This window comes from bacterium, assembly GCA_040755795.1.
Taxonomy (GTDB): domain Bacteria; phylum UBA9089; class CG2-30-40-21; order CG2-30-40-21; family SBAY01; genus JBFLXS01.
Window position 1 is genome coordinate 1 of sequence record JBFLXS010000005.1, and the last position, 22,163, is coordinate 22,163.

Genomic DNA, 22,163 nt, shown 5'->3' on the forward strand with positions numbered 1-22,163 from the left:
CCAAAAATGTTATTATAAAATAATAAACGTGTTCTTCAATTTTGTAATATTAAACCTCTTTTTGTCTTAACTAAGAGCATAAATCTCACTCTATAAAGTTATAAATGCTTTCACAGACAAAGATGCCCTGACTTTCAATGTAAGACTGTCGGTTATCTTGCATGACTTACACTTGAACACATTAAAAATGATTTTATAGATAGTCTAAACACTCTAAAGAGTTTTTTCAAGAATATCTGCTATACGTTTGCTAGCTAAACCATCACCATATGGGTTACTTGCTTTTGACATTTTATTGTATTCATCCTTATCATTAAGGAGTTGTTTAAACGCATCATATATGGTTTCTTCATTCGTTCCTACTAGTTTTAGTGTACCAGCTGCAATTCCTTCTGGTCTTTCAGTTGTATCTCTCATCACTAGAACAGGTTTTCCTAAAGATGGGGCTTCTTCTTGTATACCACCGCTATCTGTAAGTATTAAAAATGATGCATTTAAAAAGTTATGGAAATCAACAACTTCAAGAGGATCAATTATTTTTATGCGATCATTATTCGCTAAGATACTATTTGCAGTTTCTCTTACAACAGGATTCATGTGTATAGGATAAATTGCTTTTATATCGCTATGTTCGTTTACAATCCTTTTAATTGCATTAAACATGTGCTTCATTGGCTCACCGAGATTTTCTCTTCTATGAGCTGTTATCATTATTAACCTTGATCCTGACGCCCAATCAAGCATTGGGTGTGTGTAATCATCTTTTACTGTAGTTTTTAATGCATCAATAGCAGTATTTCCAGTAACATAAATATTTTCAGGATTTCTTGATTCATTTAGTAGATTTTGTTTTGCTGCTTCTGTTGGGGCAAAATTGAATTTTGAAATAATAGAAACTGCTTGTCTGTTAAACTCTTCTGGAAACGGTGAGTAGATATTATGAGTTCTTAATCCAGCCTCAACATGCCCAACAGGAATTTGCAAATAGAAACAAGCTAAAGAAGTCACAAATGTAGTGCTTGTATCACCATGAACTAGAACAACATCTGGTTTTTCTAACTCAAGAACTTCCTTTATTTTATTTAGGATATTCGTAGTAACATCAAACAATGTCTGTTTATCTTTCATGATTGATAAATCAAAATCAGGAACAACATTAAAAGTATTGAGCACTTGATCCAACATTTGTCTATGTTGCCCTGTTACACAAACTATGGTCTTTAATTGTTGACGAGTCTTTAATTCATTAACTAATGGACACATTTTTATTGCTTCAGGTCTTGTTCCAAAAACAAGCATAACCTTTTTCATATATTCTTCCTCGCTTTACTTTCGATTCTTTTTATAAGTTCTGTAGGAGAAAAGTCATTTTTATATGCATAGTCTATTTGCTTATGTGATTTTATAAAACCAATATCAATGTCATTAATATTATCAAAAATTATCATATTCTCTTTGTTAAAAAATGGAGACTGAAGCAAATATTTATTGTTTGTTACTAGTTTCTTACCATATATAATTGCTTCAATCGTTCTTAGTGATAAACCAGTCTGGATATCTGGAACGACTTCTAAAATTGAATTACTATGTAGCAAAATCTCGAGTGATTCTCGATAACTCACTCTATAACTTGATACGACTAGACCACTATCTTGTGTATAATCAATTCGGTCCGATATTACTATGTTTTTAAATACTACATCATTATTTTTTAAATAAGCTGAAATTTCTTGAATTGTGTCAAGTCTTCCTTTGTCTAAACCAACAAAAGATACATCAAATAAATTAAAAACTTTATTGTATTGTTGCTTAGAATATATTCCCCAAAAATGAAAAAAACCATATTTTTCTGCATCTATCGGATCAAAACAATATACTTGGTCAAAGTGCTTTTTTACAAATGTAATTCTATCCTTGTTTTGACCGATAACGTTGTAAATAATGGAAACTCTTTCAACATTACGGTATTTTTTCGTAATCCAAGTATAGAAACATGGATCATTAAAAAATATAAAAGAATCAAAAACAATGCAAATGGAATTGTCAAAATTAACATTAGAATAAAAAATATTGAAAAAAAAATGTGAAAACAGTTTGTTTTTCCCGAGTCTTGACTTGGTTTTTATAAGCCAAAGGAACTTCATGAAAATACTCATTGGTTTGATTTCTAATATTTTAATTGAACTGTCTTTTTCTAGTTCGGACAGCATGAAATCAGAATAGTCATAAACACTAGGAAATATATATTTAGTCATTATCAAAAATCCTTTCTTTACTAATAACATACAAAAAGTAAAAAAATACGAGAAATGCCAACGAAACTATAGTACCAATCAACGCAGAAAGCATGAAAAAGTTGAGCCATGATGTGATAATTACTGGATTAATTTGAAAGTATAAATAGAGTAAAGTTACCAAGATAAATGATATCAAAAATATTAAAATTGGTAAAGAGTTTTTGAAACTAGTTACTCTTTTGTTTTGAACATTTTTTTGATATATGGCGTTGCTCAAAAAACTTATTATTGGTCCTAGTAATGCATATTCAAATCCCAAAAAATACCCAGAAATCACTGATACTATTATTGCAATAAAAACAAACATAATTGCAATTTTTGACGTTTCTTTAAAGAGACCATGCGAAGCTGTGGGAATAGCGTAGATTACTCTAAAAGTATTTGCCAGTGAAAACATTATCAACATGTACCCTAATACAGGATTCACATAGTTTAAATCAGAAATTCCGAAAGTATATATCTTTATAAATGGAGTGAGCAAGATTGCTGTTGAAATAAGCATTACAGTTGCAAAGAAAAAATACACAAAATAGAAATTTTTGAAGAAAATATTTTCTTTCTTTATATTTCCCTCATTTACATTATGAGTAAATGTTGCAGTGATAGATTGATAAATTGTTGATAGTATGATATTTATCATAATAATTGGCATATTATATACTGTGTATATACTAACTTTTTCAAAATCGTAAATAAATGTAATAACTAGTAATGGTAAAGCTGATATGATAGTGTAAAAAATTTCGTGAAAGAAAACATCTTTCTGCATATTTAGAGAAAATTTTTTGTCGATAATTGATGAAAACGAGATTAAATCTTTATAATGTTTTCTAACAAAATAATTTAATGATATTCCCCTTATCAGGTTAATTATCAAACTTAATGTATAAATAAGCAGGATATTCACATTATTGATGATCAGAAAGATGGTTAATACCTGACTAACTATTGTTGAAATAATTGTAAATATTGATATGTAATAACTTTTTTGATCAGCATGAAGTAGGACTCTACACTTGGACATAATAAAGTATTCTATCGAAGTAGTTAATCCAAATAACAGAAACAAACTTGCTATTGTTACTTTATCAATGTTTTGATTATTAGCTAGCATTGCGTAAATTGGAGTAAATAACAATACAATAGTTGAGAAGATTATCCCTATTTTAATATAACTTTTTTTCGAATAACTTAAAATAATGTTAACATTTTTATAGTCTTTAGCAGATAAATATCTTACAAGGTAAAATACCGCAGCACCACCTAATCCAGCTTCTATCAATGTGAAGTATCTTAAAAGCTGATTAATGGATGAAACTATACCATTTAGTTCAGAGCCATATTGCTTGATAATAAGTGCTGGAGTAATAAAACCAAACAATGCAATAACAAATTGTAATAGAATTGAAGTACTGGTATTAAGTATAATTGGTTTTCTATAACTCATATTACACCTACTTCCTTCTGGTTATAAACACTCTTAATGTACTAAGTGCATAAAATGTGAAATCTTTTGTGATCATCATCTGAATTTTTTCAAAAGCAGTATTATTGCTTGCTATTATTAAATTATACATCTTTATTCTCACTTGCTTATATAATACTTTTTTGTTCTTTACATAATTTATTGATATCTTAGCAAATAAGTTTTTGTATTCATTTAGATTTTTTTTTGTTAGAGTATTTAGTGTCTCAATATAAAATATTTTCCTGATATCATCATCACTTAACCCATTTCTTTTTAATAGATCAAATCGCGCTTTATTGGCAAACATATGTTGACTCTCTGTATTTTTTTTACTTATTTGCTGGTCATGAACTCGATAAAACAAAAGTTTTTTGTTTAAATTATGAAATCTTTTTTCATGGATGAGTCTAGTCCATAGTTCATAGTCTTGTGCTTTAAGAGTATTATTATCGTACAGTGGGTTAATATTGATACTATTTGATCTTATCATTATTGTTGGATGAGCCATTGGGTTATTAAATAGTAGTGCAGCTTTTATCTCTTCATGTTTTTTTGGATATTTCCTTTGATATCCTACTAAACCCAACGCTTTGATTTGTGTACCTAAAATGTCAATTTTTTTATGCTTCTCCATGTATTTAACTTGAACCTCAATTCTATTCTTGTAAGAAATATCATCAGAATCCATTCGTGCGATATACTTACCAGTAGAAACCTTAATAGCTTTATTCAAGTTTGAAGTTAGACCATGATTTGAGTCATTGTAAATAATTTTCAATCTCTTATCATTATAAGTTTCTAGTATGTTACGTGTTTTATCAGTTGAACAGTCTTCAAAAATTATTATTTCTAAATTTTTGTAAGTCTGTTCTAATAAACTATCGACACACTTCTTTATAAAATACTCTGAATTAAAAGATGACATTATTATACTAACCAGTGGGGTTCTCATTATTAATTACCTTTGATATACAGTATTTTAGTGTAAAAAAAGTATATGACATACACATAGATATATACATTAAAATAGGTAATAAAAGTGTAAAAATAACCTCGTGGGTATATGAAAAGAGGAATTAGTAAGTAAAAAAATAACGTCACATTCATTGGTTTTTTCGAAAGACCATTTTCTCTAAATTTTATGCTAATTTTATTGAGAATTAATGATATGAATATCCCGGAAATTAGGCTAAAATATCCAAAATTATAATATAATTCAGCCACATATGATCCACCAAGACCACCTCCAAAAAAAGTATTCATATTTTCTCCTATTGATATGTATTGATTGAAAAAATCTCCAAATAGTATTGAAGAGAAAGGCAGTAAAATCATTGTTGATCCAAGATATGTCAATCCATTTGCATACTGAATACTTTCAGGGACAAATTCAAATGTATGTATTAGAGTTAATAACGTTCCTCCAAACTCTGAAAACATATAAATCAAAGGGTTGTTATATGAAATATAAAAGATAAAATTAGAAACTATGCTATTTGAGCCAGTTACATTTCTTATTTGAGCAATGTAAGGTAATAGCAATAGTAGTAATAATATGAATATTAGGTGAGTTACTTTTAATCGACGAAATGAATACTTAAAATAATAGTAATAGATAAAAATACACATTAGTATTATTGCCATTGGTAAAGATCTATTCCCAACCATTAGCATCTTAAATACATTCCAAAAAATAAAAGAAATTAGAATATATTTACCTAGTAATTTGTTTTTGTGGGTAATAACAAATCCTATAAAAACAATGAGAAACATATTATTTAAGATAGATAATATATATGCATTGCCAAATTTATATGCTTCTACGTAACCAAACTGTTGTGAGAGAAAAATTTGAGTGATGTCAACATAGAAATAAGGAATAATTGTAATAAGCAACATTAATGAAAAGAATCCGAAATCTCTTTTAGTGGAATATTTAGATATTGCATTTTCATTTAAAAATATTTTGCTATTATTGTGAAAAAGTTTATAAAATTGGCCTGTAATTTCAATTATTTTTGTTAAAAACAACGCAAAATATGTGCTTTCGACAATAATATTGCTGTCGTACCTTAGAATATTAAATTTATCGGGTAAAATAATGTCAAAATTGAATACTAGAAGAAAAAGCTGGCCAAAATGGAACAAATATGTAAGGACAACAAAAATGAAATAAATATCCAAAACCTTTCCTTTAGTCAAAAAATGGGAAAAAATAAATATTGTGAATGATAGAAAAGCGATAAGTGATGCAGTGTACAAATTGTTGTTTGACAGTGAAAAAATAAATATAAAAAACATAAAAAATAAGTTCACAATTGCAATATATAGATTTATAGTTTTAGTATTATTCATGTGTTTAAGTCCTCAAAACAATCTCTAAGTTTTTAAGTGAATCTTTGTCATTTTCAAAAGTTGTGCTCATTAGGTTTTTCTTAAATCTAATATATTTTTTATCTGATAAAATAATTAGGAGCTGTTCAAATATATCTTGCACATTATTTTCGACTATTATTCCGTTTATACCGTGTGAAATTTGCTCTATGGATGAGGGATATTTAGTTATTAGTGAGGGAAGTTTAAGGCACTGTGACTCAATAATTACCATTGGAAAAGCCTCAAATTTTGATGGAAGGACAAATAAATCAGAGTATTTCATATACGGATAAGGATTTGATTTTTCTCCAAGCAAATGAATGTAGTTCTCTAATTTATGATCTTCAACCATTTTTTTTAAAATATTAAAATCCACTCCGTCACCGATAATGTTCCAATCAAAATTTTTTATGTTGGATTCTAATAGTTTATTGACAATCGTGATGATTCTGTCTAATGCTTTTGTTTTAAATTCGACTCTAGCGACAGTTAATATTTTGACTTTATTGTCAATTGTGAAAGGCATACTTAGGTTGCTTTTCTCGATTAGATTCTCGCAATTTACGAAATTTTTGATTGAAATAAGTTTAGTCAGAATTGAGGGGCATATACTTGCAATTTTCGATTTTTGAAAGTTAGAAACAGCTACAATAAAATCAAATTTTTTGTATGTTTCGTTTGCTATTTTGTCCGTAATGCAAATGTCTTGTGGGTCTGCGTGAATCCAACCAACCCTTTTTAAAGATTTTACAGCTAATTTGGAATATAGATTTGTTAATAACACCTGTCGATGCTTATCATATATATCATTTGCAAAAGACACGACAATATCAAAACTACTTTTTCTTGTCAAAAAGAAAGTAAGATATTTTACAGGTTTTTCACCAAATAGCGTTTTTAGAGATTTAACAAATAGAAATATAATAAATGTAAGCAAATCCTTATTTCTGGCTTCATTTAAGGACAAATAATTAACCTCTACAAACTTTTTTGTTCGAATAATATGAACATTATCAATAGAAACAATATCGTTGTTCAAAACTTGAATATAGATATTGTAATTGAAGTTTTTCTTAATCAGATAAACTAATGATTCTAATGATGAAGTTATTCCTCCAATGCGAAAAGAATCTATTACTATAAGTAACTTTTTCATATATGAATACTGTCTATCAGCTTTGATAATTCTTTTTTATTGTCAATATTATCATACATTCTTTTAGAATTTGCTGAATAAAAACCGTAGTTACTTTCAATATTGTTTAATGCAACAATAAATTCATTTTCAATTGAATAATTAACACAAATGCCAGAATTTGAATGCTCTATTGTATATTTCAACCCGGGTATATTGTTACCAATCATTGGTTTAGAAAATGCACCGTACTCATAGATTTTATTTGGTGCACAATATATATTATTCAAACTATTTTCAGCATAATTTACAATTCCTATATGTGCATATTTAGTTATTTCCAAATGAAGCGGAGCGGGTATGTATCCAATGTAATAAGTATTTTGATAAATCTCTTTGATTTTATCTACGAATCCACCATGGTCAATACCCAATAAAACAAAAAAATATCTATCACTGTTTAATTTCTTTAATTCAAGAGCAATAGTCTCTAGATTGCGATCAGAATAGATTTGTCCTTGATATATAATAATTTTATGTGAATTTGAAATATTTGTTACAATCTCAATCACGTTTTGAATGCTGGTAATATCAACTTCACCAAAAAAATCTGGTTTATTTGGAAGAACTGTTGGTAATTTATCGAGTTTATACGAATGTTTTAATAAAAAACCTCTATTGTATTCAGGGCAAATTAAGAATGGAAATTTTCTTAAAAATATTTTCATATAAGATTCATAGAAAAAATACTTGTCGTATAATTCCCAAATATTTAAAATAGAATTTTTTTTCTTCTTAAAGTCTTCTAAAACTATTGCAGTATCTAAAGAACCATAAATAAGTAAATCGAAACTTGCTTTTCTAATTTTTCTTCTAGCAAAATATCTAAAGCAAATCCAATTAATAATTTTAACTTTATGTTTATTCCGATATAAATTAAAGTGAATATTATTTTTTTCCAAATAGGTTCTAAAGGCTTCACTTATATTGCTTGTTATAAGGTAAATTTCGTGGTTAAGTTCCTTGAGAATTTTAATCTGATTCATAACTGGTGGAAGCCATTCAGGATTTCCCTTCAATACGTACGTTATTTTCATTTAGTCCTCCTCATGGATTGAAATCTTGTGATTTTCTAACTGATTCTCAAACGAATCAATTTTCTTAATAATCCTACAAGGATTACCGATTACTATTGAATTGTCTGGAATGTTTCCTTTAACTACAGAGCAAGCTCCTATTATACAATTGTTTCCTATTTTTGAACCTGGTAAAAGGGATACTCGTGCACCAATAAAAACGTTATCTCCTATAGTTATGGGATTTATAGTATATTTCTCTCCCTTAAGTCTTCGTACAAAATTCCCATTTGCTCCATTTACTACATTTATTGAGTAATCATGTGTTAGAAACATCACTTCTCTTGATATGGTAATATTGTCTCCAAGTGTAATCAAGGAGTAATCTTTACCGTCAAAATAAACATCTGATGATATAAACTTAGGGATTCCAATAACATTGATTCCAATTCTTTTAAGGTATTTTGTAAAATGGAACATATAAAAACTTGTATTAATGTAAATAAGTTTTTTTATAACCGAAAGTTTAATTCTACTGATTATTTTTTTTATTTTTCTCATAGTTTGCACACTCATTGTATGTAAAGGTTTATATATTTTCTTGTTGAATACTTGAAGTCTAATTGATCATTTTTTATAAAATTAAATCTAATTGATCCATCTTTAATTCTTAATATTGCATCATAAATCATATTTGCCGTTTTTTCATTCAAAATAATGCCATTCATTCCAACCATTTCTGGACTCCCACCAGTATTAAATGTTATTACTGGAGTTTCACAACATAGTGCCTCTAAATTTGTTGTTGGATAATTATCTTCAAGAGTTGGATTGACATATACATCGGATATAGAATAGAACTCTGCAAGTTCAATCGAATTTTCGGTTCGCTCAATTCCAATAACATTTTTTGGTAAAACTCTTATTTGAGATTTAGTCAAACCAATTATTATTATCACTTCTGTATCTGAAATAATCTTAGAAAGTTCTATAAGGTATTTAAGTCCTTTACGCTTATCCCAGATGTTTGCAACACCTAAAATGATAAATTTTTTTTGTATATTAAACCTTTCTCTTAGAGCTGAAACTCTTTTTGTAAATATAGAAGTATCAACACCATTGTTGATAACCATTTTGTTGTATTGTGACAAAAAAGATTTATTTAATTCAAGATTCAGCCAGAGTGAAGGTGTCACTATAGTTAAGTTCTTTAGTCCGCTAAAAGTCTTTTTCTTCATTATGAAATTCTTTTCGGAATGATCTGTTAAACTTTTGGGGTATGATTTGATCTCTGGGCAATCATGACATTTAGTGTTCCATTTATCACAGTTAGCAAATGTATAATAGGCACAATGACCAGTAAAAGACCAACAATCATGTAAAGTCCATATGATTTTTCCATCGAAATTCTTTTTTAAATATTTAAATAGCAAATTGAAGTTTAGATAATAACCATGAATATTATGCAAATGGATTACATCGGGTCTAATACTATCTATGTTTTTGATCATTTTTTTTGTTGAATGATGAGAGGATAATCCATGCATATCAAATAATCTAGATAAGATTACATGAATGATGAATGAAATATTGTTTCCAAATTTTTTCACATTGTCTTGTTTGCTTTTCTTTCCGCGTCCATAAAAAACATAACTTTCATACCCTTCTTGTTTCAAAAAATTATGGATATTAGCTGCAATTCTTCCAGTACTTCCTCTTCCAAATACAGAATTAATTTGAATAATTCGCATACTCACATTCCCCACACTTTAGCATTAATATAATCTATATAACTTACAATAATTCTCAGAATTTTATCTGAAACATTTGGTTTGCAGTAATCCTCAACATCTATTAAAAAATTATCATTTTGTGTTTCAAGCAATCTTAAACCATTTAGTACTCTTTCTTTTTTTAACCCAACCATCATAACTACCGCTTCTTCCATAGCTTCAGGTCTTTCATGTGCCTCTCTTATATTTAATGCCTTAAATTTTAGAATTGATGATTCTTCACTAATAGTCCCAGAATCACTTAACACTACTTTTGATTCAATTTGGAGTTTGTTATAATCAAAGAATCCAAGTGGTTTTAGATTTCTAATTAATGGATGAAAAACGATTTTCTTTGCATCAATCATCTTACGAGTACGTGGATGTGTAGAAAAAATTACTGGACATCGATATTCTTCAGCAATTGTATTTAATGTCTCAATTAAATGATAAAAATTATCAGAGTTTATATTTTCCTCCCTATGTGCTGATACTAAAAAATAATTTCCTTTTTCCAAACCTAGTCTTGATAAAATATCAGATTTGTCAATTTCATCCTTTTTATTCATTATAACTTCGTACATTGGGCTACCTGTTTTGATAATCCTATCTGCTGGAAACCCTTCTTTTAAAAGGTACTCCCGTGCAATGGAACTATATGTAAGGTTAATATCAGATATATGATCCACAATTTTTCTGTTTGTTTCTTCAGGAACCCTTTGATCAAAACATCTATTACCAGCTTCCATATGAAAAATAGGAATATGATAACGTTTTGCAGCTAATGCAGATAAACAACTATTGGTATCACCCAATATCAAAAATGCATCAGGTCTCATTTCTTGTAGAATTGAGTCAATCTTAATTAGTATATTTCCAATAGTCTCTATTGATGTACCTGTTGCTGCATTAAGGAAATAATCTGGTTTCTTCAAACTGAAATCTTTGAAGAAAACTTCGTTAAGTTCATAATCATAGTTTTGCCCAGTATGCACTAAAATATGTTCAATAATCGGTGAGTTATTCAGTTTTTGAATAACTGCAGAAAGTCTTATAATCTCAGGACGTGTACCGACAACAGTCATAACTTTAATTTTTTTCAAAATATCATACCTCCATATAAAAAGTATCAGGGTATTCAGGGTTAAATTTTTCGTTAACCCAAATAACAATTATCAAATCTTCACTACCAATATTTTCTATATTATGTGTATAACCTGGTGGGACATCAACCACTTGCAACTTATCACCACTGACACAATATTCAATAATGTCGCTTTCATCTACTTTACGAAAACGAATTATTCCTTTACCACTCACAACTAAGAATTTCTCATTCTTTGTGTTATGCCAATGATTTCCTTTAGTAATACTTGGCTTTGAAATGTTAATTGAAACTTGTCCTCTATCAGATGTTTTTATGAATTCTGTAAAAGATCCTCTAATATCAAAATTCATTTTTAAGTCATAAATAAACTTATCTCTTGGCAAATAACTCAAATAGGTAGAGTATAATTTTTTGATGAATTCATCTTCTGTGTTAGGTATAGAAAGGTTTTCACGACTTGACTTAAACTTATACAACAAATCAACGATTTCCTTTATACTAACACTATAAACTGGTTCTACATAACAGAAATAATCGTTCATGTTCTCTTTGCTGTTTAACGCACGCAATAACTCTTTGACAAGATCATCTATATAAATTAAATTCATAACAACATTTTGATCGTTAATTTGAATTGGTAAATTATTAGCAATATTATACGAGAAAGTGGCGATTACACTGTTGTAATTCGGTTTACACCATTTTCCAAAAACATTAGGAAAACGATATACTAAAACTTTTACGTCATTTTCTATACTATAGGCTATAAGCAAATCTTCCCCTGCTTTTTTACTTATCCCATAGGGATTATCTAGAGTTGCTTGAATTGATGAAGATAACGTAATTGGACATCTGTTTTGATTCTTTTTTAATAAGTCCAATAAAACAGAAGTAAAGCCAAAGTTGCCTTCGAGAAACTCTTTTTGTTCCTTAGGACGATTCACCCCAGCTAAATGAAATATATAATCACAGTCTTTAGTATATTTATCTAAATCTTGCAAAGAGGAATTCAGGTCATATTCGTAGATTTCTTTGTAACCTTGATTTTTAAGTTCAGCAATCAAATTTTTACCTATAAACCCTTTTGCTCCTGTAACGAGTATTTTCATGGTTTCACCTATTTGAACAAATCTAGTCTAAGTAGTAATTGTTTCATACCATCAAGATCCAATCTAGATGTATTGTGTGAGTGATATGAGTCGATTGAAACAATAGCACTACTGCCCTTATCAATAAACTTGTCATAGTTTAGATTTCTGTTATCTGCGGGAATCTTAAAAAAATCACCTAAATCTATTGATTTAATCATTTCTTCTTGAGTAACTAAAACCTCATAAAGTTTTTCTCCATGTCTAGTGCCAATGTATGCAGGTTGATTTTTACATTTTTTCAAATCTAGTATTGCCTTAGCAAGAACTTCAATTGTTGCTGCAGGTGCTTTTTGAACAAATAAGTCACCTTGCTGTCCATGTTCAAATGCATAAAGTACTAAGTCAACAGCATCTTCTAATGTCATCATAAATCTTGTCATTTCAGGATTAGTTATCGTAATAGGTTTTTCTGCATCTATTTGATCTAGAAATAGGGGTATGACTGATCCTCTTGATGCCATAACATTACCATACCTTGTTAAACATAAAATGGTGTTATTCTCAAGTAATTGTCTAGATCTCGCTATAACATTCTTTTCCATTAAAGCTTTGCTCATGCCCATGGCATTAATGGGATAAGCAGCTTTATCAGTTGATAGGAAGATAGCTTTTTTGACGCCATTTTTTATGCAAGCTGTTATCACATTATCACTACCAATAACGTTTGTTTTTACTGCTTCAATTGGATAAAATTCACAAGAAGGGACTTGTTTTAATGCAGCCGCATGAAACATATAGTCGACTCCGATAAATGCGCCTTCTATCGAGTTATAGTCCCTAACATCACCCAAATAGAATTTTAGTTTGTCGCTATTATAGTGCTTTCTCATATCTTCTTGCTTTTTTTCGTCTCGAGATAGTATACGAATTTCTTTTATATCAGAATCAAGAAAACGTTTAACTACTGCATTTCCAAATGATCCTGTACCACCAGTAATCAACAATACTTTATTTTCGAACATTTCTAGTCTCCTTTAATATTTTCTCAAGGTTAATCATGAATTTTTGTTTGTGAAAATGACTAACATAGTAATCATTTGAATTCACTGAAAGTATATTATAATTGTTTTCAACAGTAAATGTAAGGATTGCAGAACTCAGTTTAATATAATCCTCTGCTGGAACTACAATACCAGAATTGGAATCTTCAATTATAGTTTTTATTTCTCCATTTGCTGCCGCTATAATTGGTTTACCAGCAGCCATATATGACTGTACCTTACCAGGAAGTGTCATAGATATTTGTGAATCATTTTTCAGAGTGACTAACATTGCATCAGCGATTCCATAAAAATATGGCATCTCTTCAACTGGTTTTCTACCATACAAAATAACTTTTGATAGATTTAAAGTTTTAACTAATTTTTCTATTGTTGCAAACCTCGAACCAGTTCCTAAAATATGAAACACTATGTTTTTATATAACTTCAGTTCATTAGCAGCAAGAATAACAGTTTCCACAGATTGCATTTCTCCAATATTCCCTGCAAAGACAAAATTAAAAACATCATCAATTTTTTTAGATTTGCTCTGAATTCCAGAAAAAATCTCTTCAGCATATTGAGGTAAATAAACTATTTTTTTTGAACCTATTTGGAGAAATTTATCAACAAAGGATTTTGATGTAACTGCAATTAGGTCGCACTCGTTATATATCTTTCTAGATATTTTATCAAATAATCTATAAATAATTGAATTGCGCTTAATATTCCCTGAGACTAAACTTTCAGGCCATAAATCCAAACAATAGAGAACACTAGGAACATTATTCCGTTTTGAATAATTTAAACCCGGAATAGCTGAGATGACAGGAGAAAGTTGATTAATAAATACAATATCAAAGTTTGAAGGTAGTTTTCTGATATATCTTTTTGCATGAATAGGGAAACTAATATAGTTTAAAAATAAACTTATAGAATTCTTTCCTCTAGGATAAATCTTAGTTCTTAAAACGGTAACTTTATTTATAATTTCAGATTTAAACTCATTATTGTAACCTTTAAATAATATACCTTCTGGATAATTTGGTTGTGCTGTGATTACTGTAACATCATGTCCTCTTATTACTAATGATTCACAAATGTCAGTTATTCTAAACTGTTCTGGGAAATAATATTGCGATATAACAAGTATTTTCATTTTTCTAATTCCTTCACCTGTACTTCTTCATTTCTATTTTCTAAAACTCCGGTTCCACCCTCAACAACACCTTCTGATTTAACGATGCTGATTATAGTACCAAAGAATATCTTAATATCTATCCACAAACTAATATGCTTAACGTAATATCCATCTAGTTTTGCTTTTTCTGAAATTGGCAATTCATCTCTTCCATGTATTTGTGCATACCCTGTTAAACCAGGATATAACTTATGTACATCAAATTTATCTCTTTCTTCTATAAGATCGTATTGATTCCACAAAGCTGGTCTTGGACCAATAATTGACATATCACCTTTTATTATATTGATAATTTGAGGTAACTCATCCAGACTTGTTTTTCTTAAGAATTTACCGACTTTTGTAATCCACTTTTCAGGGTTTTCTAGCATATGTGTTGGAGTATCTTTAGGAGTGTCGATTCTCATGGTTCTAAATTTCAAGATATAAAAGTGTTTTTTATGTCTACCAATTCTTTTCTGTCTAAATAGTATTGGTCCTTTTGAGTCAAGTTTTATAAGGATTATTAATATAAGAAACAAAGGAGACAGGACTATTAAGCCAATAAATGATAATACAAAATCATAAAATCTTTTGAATAATAAATAGATCATGGTTTATCTATTCCTTCTTGTAATAACGTACATACCAATTTGTAAACTTCTGTAATCCATCTTTGATAGATGTTTTCGGTTTAAAACCAACTAATTCTTCTAATGCTTTTGTTGATGCGAACGTCTTATGTACATCACCAGGCTTAATCGGCTCAAATTCCTTTTTAAATTCAACTTTTTTGTGTAGTGTATTTGACAAACAGTCTTCTAAAGTACTTATAAAATACATGAGCTTTTCAGGACTATTATTTCCAATATTAAGTACTCTATGTTGAGGTTTTTGATTTAAAGGTGGTGTATATAATACCTTTATAATACCTTCAACTATATCATCAACATAAGTGAAGTCGCGATACATATCATTCTCAAAATCACCATTATTAAAAATCTTTATAGATTCACCTTTAAAGTATTTATCAGTAAAACTGAAATATGCCATATCAGGTCTTCCCATTGGTCCATACACAGTAAAGAATCTTAAACCTGTAGATGGAATCCCATAGAGATGACTATAAGTGTGTGCCATTAGCTCATTACTTTTCTTAGTTGCTGCATATAATGATACTGGATGGTCAACAAAGTCAGTTTCTTCAAATGGAACTTTATGATTTGATCCATATACTGAACTACTCGATGCGTATACTAAATGTTTTACTGGGTAGTTTCTGCATAACTCTAAAATATTATAAAATCCTATGATATTACTTTGAATATAAACATCTGGATTCTCAATGGAATATCTTACTCCAGCTTGAGCAGCAAGATTTATTACATAATCAATCTTTGTTGATTTAAATAGTCTTTCCATTGAACTTTTATCGGAAATATCTATTTGATGAAAAGAAAATCCTTTTTTGCCTTCAAGAAGTGAAAGTCTTGTGTATTTTAGATTAACATCATAATAATCATTTAGATTATCTACACCAATGACTGTCTTACCTTCTTGTAATAATCTATCCGATAGATAAAAACCAATAAAACCTGCAGCACCTGTTACTAAATATGTTTCTGACATAAATGCACCTAATCTCTATTAAATAGGTCTCTCGTATAGACCTTATCTTTAACTACTTCTAATTCCTTATAAAATCTATTTGATACTATAACATCAGATACCTTAATAAATTCATTAAAATCTCTTTCGACTCTCGATCCAAAGAAATCATCATCTTTAATCACAGGTTCAAATACTATGACTTGAATACCTTTAGCTTTAATGCGCTTCATTACACCCTGAATAGATGATTGTCTATAGTTATCAGAATTACTTTTCATGACTAAACGATAGATTCCAACTACTTTAGGTTTCTTCAAAAGAATCATATCAGCTATATGATCTTTTCTAGTTCTATTTGCATCAACAATAGATGTCATAATATTTTGTGGGACATCTTTATAGTTTGCTAATAGTTGTTTTGTATCTTTTGGCAAACAATATCCGCCATATCCGAATGATGGGTTGTTATAATGACTACCTATTCTTGGATCTAGTCCAACACCCTCAATAATTTCTTTTGAATCTAATCCTCTAATTTCTGCATAAGTGTCTAGTTCATTAAAGAATGCTACTCTTAATGCCAGATATGTATTAGAGAACAGTTTAATAGCTTCTGCTTCTGTTGATCCGGTATATAAAATTGGGACATCTTTTTTAATTGCACCTTCTAATAAAAGATGTGCAAATGTTTTAGCATCTTCAGTATGATCTCCTACAACAATACGTGAAGGATATAAATTATCATAAAGTGCTTTACCTTCTCTTAAAAACTCTGGAGAAAACATAATTTTTAAATTGGGATGTTTCTTTTGTTGTTCTAGGGTGTATCCTACAGGAATTGTTGATTTAATAATGATTACTGCTTTAGGATTATACTTTGATACATCATTGATGACACTATCAACAGTTGAAGTGTCAAAGTAGTTTAAGTTAGGATCATAATTTGTTGGAGTAGCAACTACAACAAATGATGCATTTTTATATGTTTCTTCCTTGTCTAACGTAGCTTTTAAATTAATATGTTTGTTTTTCAAGTAGTCTTCAAGTTCTACGTCAATGATAGGTGAAACTCTACTATTGACCATATCAACTTTTTCTTTAATCACGTCTAATGCAACAACTTCATGATGTTGAGCAAATAACACTGCATTGGATAAACCTACATATCCTGTTCCTATTACAGCAATTTTCATTATTAGATCCTCCGTTTAATCAAAAAATTGAATAATTTGTTTTTTTGGATAATCAATCTTAACTAAATTATTATGGATGGTTTCATGATGTTTATAGCTAGATATCATAATGCCATCATGATTGTATTTGCTTAATTCGTCTAGTGTGATGATAGGTATGTTTACAAGCTTATCACCCACTCTAACTTTGTTATCATCAATAACAGCTACTACTTCTAAAGGTATTTGATTATCATCATTCATCACTTGCAACATAATCTCAGCTACTTCACCGGCACCATAGAGTATTATCTTTTTAAATCCTTTATCAATGATTTGATTTAAGAAACTGATGATATTGTCCTTAGCTTGTATATAGATGTTGTTAGATGATTTTAGGTACCAGATATTGAGTAGTTTTCTTCTTTCGCTACCCTTCTTAGTGACAAAATACTCCACTGTTTTGGTAGAGTGTTTTTTTCTGTTTATCAGCTTACTTTTTTCATAGATATTAATATAATCGTTCACCATAGAAACAGCAATGCCAATAGCTTTGCTCATTTCTCTTTGAGTGATATTAGGATTTTTCTCAATCATGTCTAATATCATATACTCTTTGTATAAAACTGTTGGTTTAAAGAATTGATTGTCACTCAAGTTTATCCACCATCCATTGTTCGATTATTGAATAATTTTATTCTACATCATTTATTTATCAATTACAAGGTTAATTACGTAATTTGTTTGTAAAACGAACATTTATTTCTAACATATTTCAGAATTTCGAAAAAATAGGCTTCCGTTTTTTGTTTGCCCTCCAATACGGTACCCTAGCTCGTGAATCTTATTCTTATGGGGGGGGTAAAAAATAAAATCATAGAATTTTTCTATAGTGAAATATTCTATGATTTCTTCTGATGATGCTAATCTACATAAACTCTAAAAAAATTTAAAGCCAAAAAAAATATTGTCAACTTGTAAGTTTTAAGATTCTCTTATTTAGATTTATTGAAATTGTTTACCAGTTGAAGTTTCACTGTCCTCGATTTATATCTAATAATCCAGAAATTGATCGTCTTAGATTCCATAGAACTTTTAACATTCTATTCAAGACTATGCACAAACTAGCGTTCTTGCCGCAACCTCTTACACTCTCTATACATCTACTCACACTCACAATGATTAGTATTTATAACATTTTTTTACTATTGAGTTCTTCCATAATTTCTTTAACTGATCTATTATCTATTGGTCTCGTCGTAATCATCTGAAGGTTCTTTTTAATCGATGCTTCAAAGTATCGATATTTATCATCCACTTCAGTTATAAGCTTCTTATAGTACTTCGCTAAGTACCTGGTTGCTTCTTGAACAAGACGATAACCATACTCATCAATCAATTTCTCAAAGAGTTCATTAAACTTATGGATATCTACTGAATGACTACTGATATATTCTTCTTCTATGATTGCAATTGTCAAGTGATGTTTCTGTGGTGCTTTTTCTTCTATATCAACCATTCTTTGCTCCTTGCGCTGTTGTTTCTTTGTTAGCCTACACTCTTTATTCACTTTTGGTTTATCGTCATTTACAAGCTCTTTAACGATGGAGTCTATTAACCAATAAGGATAATTTTCTGCTTGCTTCCGTTTCTTTGCTGCTATCTCAAACATCACTTGAATCTCTATTGATGTGAAGACTTGTTCTTCAAAAAGCTTCTGATCAAAGAGATCAATTGAAACCATATAACTTATCATTTCTTGAAGCTTATCTTTTCCACTGATGAATTTAGCAGGAATATATTTTAATACGAGATATGCTGCAGTTGTTAAATCATAATTCACAAAATAACCTTTTGAATAGATATGAGAGAGTAGGACCATATAGGTCATGTAACCTAATGGTCCATACTTATGCACTAACTTTGAGATTCTTGGTTCAGTGAAGTGATCGACATCGACACTATAGAACTCGATGCCTTTAATCTTGGCTGGCATTTTAACCTACTCGCTTTTCTAAGACTTGAATATAGTTCTTGATCTGTTGCTCCGTGAATCTCCATTTGTTACCTAGCTTAATTCCTTTTAAATGACCTTCACTTAAATGCTTATATACCGTTCTTGGTCTAATTTTCAAAAAGTTTGCAATATCTTCTAACGTGTAAAATCTCATTGAACTATCTTCTAATATCATAAGTTGTTCTTCTCCTCTTTATTGGTTTCAAATAATTGATTGGTAATACGTTCTATGGTATCATCTTTAAGTCTATTTAAATGATGTGCATAGATTAATGTAGTTTCGATATTGGCATGCCTTAGAAGCTGTTGTGTCGCTTCTAAGGTGTTCCCGCTCTTCAGTGATAAGGTTGCACAGGTATGTCTTAAGGAATGCACTGAGATTCTTCTATTGCTACCAAGGCAGTCATCAATGAGTTTTTTCATCGAGTGTCTGACTGTATCGACTTTTATGGGTTCTAGATTAATTGAAAAGTTATGTGATACAAACAAATACTTATTATCATCAGCTCTCCAATATAGATAATCTTTAATTGCTTGATGAACAGGTTCTGATAACTTAACAAAGTTGTCTTTCCCATCTTTCCCTTTACCTTGAATATATAAGACTTTAAAATCATTGATCGTATCGATATCTGATATTTTAGCTCTAGCAATTTCAATCGTTCTAAGTCCTGTTGTTAGCATTAAGAGTAATATCGCATAGCTTCTAAAATCTGAAAGTGATATCACATCAGATACAACAGGTTTACTATAACTCATTAATATCTTCGCTTGTTCTAAACTTAAAGCTTCTTTACGGTACCTCTTTTCAATCTTTGCTCCTTTGATTCCTTCAGCAACATCCTTTTTATATATATCTTCATCGAATCCATAACCTAATCCGTTATGGATTCTGATCCATTTATAGAAGTTCTTAAGGACGACCATTTGCTTTTGAATCGTTGTTGCTTGTAATCCATCCTTCCACATCGAATCACGATACCCAATGATATCTGAACGTTTGGCATAACGGATATTATGTCTTTTTAAATAGTTAATATAACGGTCTATTAAAAGACCATAATCCTTAATGCTCTTATGCTTCAAATCCAGATTCTCTAAATAGGTATCTTTGATTTCTTCAAGTGGATGGTATTTAATCATTTAATCTAATCTTTCCCTTCTTTAATAAGTATTGGTATTCATATCTATAGAGATCTTCTAATGTAATGCCATAAGCTCTAGCTAGTCTTGCCATCATCATGAATGATGCTTGATCTCCTTGATGACCATTTTCAATATTTAGGATGTAGTTATAGCTCACTTCACTTAAACTTGCCATTTCTTCAAGACTTAAATCTCTGGATTCTCTTAAAGTCTTTAAATAGATTCTTTTCATGGTGTATATACCAAGCGCGCACGCGCCTTTATCAAATTTATCAATTTATCTTTTTTCTTTCCTTTCTCTATAACTATCCTTTAGTCATTTAATACAAACAATCGTTTATAAAATCTTGATTTCATGAAATGCAAAAAAATTGATTCTCATCAACTAGTTTTCAAGTATATAGGGCTTTTCTACGCCATCTCAAACCTATCGTTATCTATATCTAGACATAGACAAACACATTTTCGAACACGGTATTTAAGATGTCATTCATAGACAAGACCTTATTGTTTTGGTGAAGAACAAGGGCGGTAGAAGACATCTGTACTGTTTTTAAAATGGATAAGTAGGTAATAGGAATTGCCTTCACTCTACTAACTAGCCAATGATTTTGTTGGCCTACTCCAATTCTATCATTTAAGGTTATGTGACTTATTTTTACTTGAAATATCGTATAAAATGATAAATATTTAGAAAAGTAAGTTACAAAAATTACTGCATTTTCAGCCATTTTCACTATCAAATCTTGTTATTCGTTCAACTTGACACATACTTGACACTATGTTGATGATGTTTTATTTCCGAATAACAGTAAAATCCACGAAAACTCTAAAAATCATGGAATATATTGTAATAATTTATGCTTTGAGCATGATTGACAAATTGAAATGTATAAGAAATTCCCTTCGCATGATACAATACTCTCTGACTGACATAATAAGTAAAGGAACTTCACCATGCAAACCGATAAAAGATTTATTCCACTTGGAAAGAAATTAAGAGATCGTCTAAACCTATCTAGAGAAGACGTCATTGATGAATTATCAAAATATGGGACTCATATCAGTACCTATACATTAAGAAACTATGAAACAGGTACTCAAGATATGCCACTAACAATCATGCATCATCTATGCCATATTTATGATTGCACCATCAATCAATTTTTAGCAGAACGTAATCAACAAGATGATCGTTTTAAGAAGGCAGACTATGTAACCTACGATTTAACAAAGGATTACAAGCTTACAGTTAATAAGCATCAAGAAAAAGCATATGACATCAAATCCAGCATCAAAGATGATCAAGAGATCTACGCGCATGCTTTATTAGGTTATGATTGTCCAAACACCTTACTTCCTGAAGGATCAAGACTGATCTATCAAGCGAGTGATAAATATCAGATTAAACTAAAAAACACATATGATTACTATATCATTTCAAGAATAGAGACTATCAATGGTAAATCATATGAAAAAACATACGTAACCAAAGCCAAAGAAATCGAAGATTCAACAAGACCTAAACTTGTTCAATACTTCTTTGATGGTAAAGTTGAGCATATCTCGTCTACTGCATTTCTTAAAATGGTTGAAGGTTTAGTTGTTAAAATCATCATCGACACTAAAAAGTAATGAAAATGAATAAATACCCACAACTGTTGGTTGTAAGCA

The 22,163-nt window shown here is 29.6% G+C and carries 22 protein-coding genes; 1 reads left to right on the forward strand and 21 read right to left on the reverse strand.

Translation table 11 applies throughout. The features are described 5' to 3' along the window. Positions 1 to 213: 213 nt before the first annotated feature. From wecB (AB1414_00590) to AB1414_00690, 21 genes are all read right to left on the reverse strand, one after another. Positions 214 to 1,311: a UDP-N-acetylglucosamine 2-epimerase (non-hydrolyzing) gene (gene wecB / locus AB1414_00590; protein ID MEW6605932.1), complete on the reverse strand. Its 1,098-nt coding sequence runs from the start codon at positions 1,309 to 1,311 to the stop codon at positions 214 to 216. Then, positions 1,308 to 2,255, reverse strand: a complete 948-nt coding sequence (locus tag AB1414_00595) for a hypothetical protein (GenBank protein MEW6605933.1) — start codon at positions 2,253 to 2,255, stop codon at positions 1,308 to 1,310. Before AB1414_00595 ends, wecB (AB1414_00590) begins: the two co-directional genes overlap by 4 nt. Further along, the gene (locus AB1414_00600; GenBank protein MEW6605934.1) at positions 2,248 to 3,744 is read right to left on the reverse strand and encodes a hypothetical protein; all 1,497 of its coding nucleotides are present in this window, start codon (positions 3,742 to 3,744) and stop codon (positions 2,248 to 2,250) included. The genes AB1414_00595 and AB1414_00600 overlap by 8 nt, the downstream gene beginning before the upstream one ends. A gap of 7 nt (positions 3,745 to 3,751) precedes the next feature. Continuing rightward, positions 3,752 to 4,717 carry a glycosyltransferase family 2 protein gene (locus AB1414_00605; GenBank protein MEW6605935.1) on the reverse strand — a complete coding sequence of 322 codons (966 nt, stop codon included), beginning with the start codon at positions 4,715 to 4,717 and terminating at the stop codon, positions 3,752 to 3,754. A gap of 2 nt (positions 4,718 to 4,719) precedes the next feature. Continuing rightward, positions 4,720 to 6,120: an O-antigen polysaccharide polymerase Wzy gene (gene wzy, locus AB1414_00610; GenBank protein ID MEW6605936.1), complete on the reverse strand. Its 1,401-nt coding sequence runs from the start codon at positions 6,118 to 6,120 to the stop codon at positions 4,720 to 4,722. Between the two features lie 4 nt (positions 6,121 to 6,124). After that, on the reverse strand, positions 6,125 to 7,297 hold the full coding sequence (locus AB1414_00615; GenBank protein MEW6605937.1) for a glycosyltransferase: 1,173 nt from the start codon (positions 7,295 to 7,297) through the stop codon (positions 6,125 to 6,127). Beyond that, positions 7,294 to 8,373, reverse strand: coding sequence for a hypothetical protein (locus AB1414_00620; protein ID MEW6605938.1), 1,080 nt, complete (start codon positions 8,371 to 8,373; stop codon positions 7,294 to 7,296). Before AB1414_00620 ends, AB1414_00615 begins: the two co-directional genes overlap by 4 nt. Then, on the reverse strand, positions 8,374 to 8,913 hold the full coding sequence (locus AB1414_00625) for an acyltransferase (protein MEW6605939.1): 540 nt from the start codon (positions 8,911 to 8,913) through the stop codon (positions 8,374 to 8,376). A gap of 11 nt (positions 8,914 to 8,924) precedes the next feature. Beyond that, on the reverse strand, positions 8,925 to 10,103 hold the full coding sequence (locus tag AB1414_00630) for a glycosyltransferase (GenBank protein ID MEW6605940.1): 1,179 nt from the start codon (positions 10,101 to 10,103) through the stop codon (positions 8,925 to 8,927). 2 nt (positions 10,104 to 10,105) lie between these two features. Beyond that, positions 10,106 to 11,227, reverse strand: a complete 1,122-nt coding sequence (gene wecB / locus AB1414_00635; GenBank protein MEW6605941.1) for a UDP-N-acetylglucosamine 2-epimerase (non-hydrolyzing) — start codon at positions 11,225 to 11,227, stop codon at positions 10,106 to 10,108. Between the two features lie 4 nt (positions 11,228 to 11,231). Continuing rightward, positions 11,232 to 12,341, reverse strand: a complete 1,110-nt coding sequence (locus AB1414_00640) for a capsular polysaccharide biosynthesis protein CapF (protein MEW6605942.1) — start codon at positions 12,339 to 12,341, stop codon at positions 11,232 to 11,234. An 8-nt stretch (positions 12,342 to 12,349) separates the two neighbouring features. Continuing rightward, a complete protein-coding gene (locus tag AB1414_00645) occupies positions 12,350 to 13,345 on the reverse strand; it encodes a polysaccharide biosynthesis protein (GenBank protein MEW6605943.1) in 996 nt (331 codons plus the stop codon). Continuing rightward, positions 13,332 to 14,522: a glycosyltransferase family 4 protein gene (locus AB1414_00650; protein MEW6605944.1), complete on the reverse strand. Its 1,191-nt coding sequence runs from the start codon at positions 14,520 to 14,522 to the stop codon at positions 13,332 to 13,334. Before AB1414_00650 ends, AB1414_00645 begins: the two co-directional genes overlap by 14 nt. After that, positions 14,519 to 15,154, reverse strand: coding sequence for a sugar transferase (locus AB1414_00655; protein ID MEW6605945.1), 636 nt, complete (start codon positions 15,152 to 15,154; stop codon positions 14,519 to 14,521). Before AB1414_00655 ends, AB1414_00650 begins: the two co-directional genes overlap by 4 nt. A 10-nt stretch (positions 15,155 to 15,164) precedes the next feature. After that, entirely contained in the window at positions 15,165 to 16,172 is a 1,008-nt protein-coding gene (locus AB1414_00660; protein MEW6605946.1) for an NAD-dependent epimerase/dehydratase family protein, read from the reverse strand. 8 nt (positions 16,173 to 16,180) lie between these two features. Further along, positions 16,181 to 17,347, reverse strand: coding sequence for a nucleotide sugar dehydrogenase (locus tag AB1414_00665; protein MEW6605947.1), 1,167 nt, complete (start codon positions 17,345 to 17,347; stop codon positions 16,181 to 16,183). Between the two features lie 15 nt (positions 17,348 to 17,362). Continuing rightward, positions 17,363 to 17,983, reverse strand: coding sequence for a winged helix-turn-helix transcriptional regulator (locus AB1414_00670; protein ID MEW6605948.1), 621 nt, complete (start codon positions 17,981 to 17,983; stop codon positions 17,363 to 17,365). A 532-nt stretch (positions 17,984 to 18,515) separates the two neighbouring features. Continuing rightward, positions 18,516 to 19,322: a DUF4373 domain-containing protein gene (locus AB1414_00675; GenBank protein ID MEW6605949.1), complete on the reverse strand. Its 807-nt coding sequence runs from the start codon at positions 19,320 to 19,322 to the stop codon at positions 18,516 to 18,518. Between the two features lies 1 nt (position 19,323). Beyond that, positions 19,324 to 19,518, reverse strand: coding sequence for a helix-turn-helix domain-containing protein (locus tag AB1414_00680; GenBank protein MEW6605950.1), 195 nt, complete (start codon positions 19,516 to 19,518; stop codon positions 19,324 to 19,326). Next, a complete protein-coding gene (locus tag AB1414_00685; protein ID MEW6605951.1) occupies positions 19,515 to 20,486 on the reverse strand; it encodes a tyrosine-type recombinase/integrase in 972 nt (323 codons plus the stop codon). Before AB1414_00685 ends, AB1414_00680 begins: the two co-directional genes overlap by 4 nt. After that, positions 20,479 to 20,721, reverse strand: coding sequence for a helix-turn-helix transcriptional regulator (locus tag AB1414_00690; GenBank protein MEW6605952.1), 243 nt, complete (start codon positions 20,719 to 20,721; stop codon positions 20,479 to 20,481). The genes AB1414_00685 and AB1414_00690 overlap by 8 nt, the downstream gene beginning before the upstream one ends. A gap of 725 nt (positions 20,722 to 21,446) precedes the next feature. Here AB1414_00690 and AB1414_00695 point away from each other — a divergent pair. Then, positions 21,447 to 22,124, forward strand: a complete 678-nt coding sequence (locus tag AB1414_00695; GenBank protein MEW6605953.1) for a helix-turn-helix transcriptional regulator — start codon at positions 21,447 to 21,449, stop codon at positions 22,122 to 22,124. The last annotated feature ends 39 nt before the right edge of the window (positions 22,125 to 22,163 follow it).